The sequence below is a fragment of the Micromonospora aridisoli genome (assembly GCF_056150025.1).
Map to the genome: position 1 here is coordinate 1 of NZ_JAXCFK010000093.1, position 600 is coordinate 600.

The 600-nt window shown below is 68.8% G+C and carries 1 protein-coding gene; it reads left to right on the forward strand.

Features of this window, described 5'->3' with window-relative positions:
• A partial coding sequence (locus SM447_RS29515; protein WP_474576140.1) for a metal ABC transporter solute-binding protein, Zn/Mn family occupies positions 1-600 on the forward strand: 600 nt, incomplete at both ends.

The following is a 600-nucleotide window of genomic DNA, read 5'->3' on the forward strand; positions in this document are numbered from 1 at the left end:
CGGCGGCGACCGGGTCGCCGTCAACTCGTTGGTGCCGGACGGCGCCGATCCGCACAGCTACGAGCCGTCGCTGCGGGACATCCGCGACGTCGTCTACGCGGACGTGGCGTTCAGCAACTACCTGCTCCTGGAGGAGCAGGCGGTCATCAAGGCGCTGGACGCCAACCTGCGTGACGGCGTACCGAACATCTCGCTGGCCGAGGGGGCGGTGAAGTACGCCGCGGAGATCATCCCACTGGTCGAGGACGTGTCGCTGGACAGCATCTGGTTGGGCATGCGCGTGCGGGGCACCGGTGCCGCGCAGGGGGCGAACCGGTCCTCGGACGTGCTGCTCAGCGCCACCGCCGGGAACGGGCCGGGCCGGATGCTCGCATACCTGACCGAGTCCTTCGGCAACCCGTCGTTCTATGTCGACTCCGGCGATGGTTTCGACCCCACCAACGGCTACCGGGACGACACCGCCACCCTTCCTCCGGACGCGCACACGCACATGAGCTGGGCGTTCACCAAGCCCGGTGTCTACCGGTTGACCATGCGGGCCCGGCTGGCCGTCGACCCGCGAACAGCACCCATCCCCCTGGGGGAGCAGTCGTTCACCTT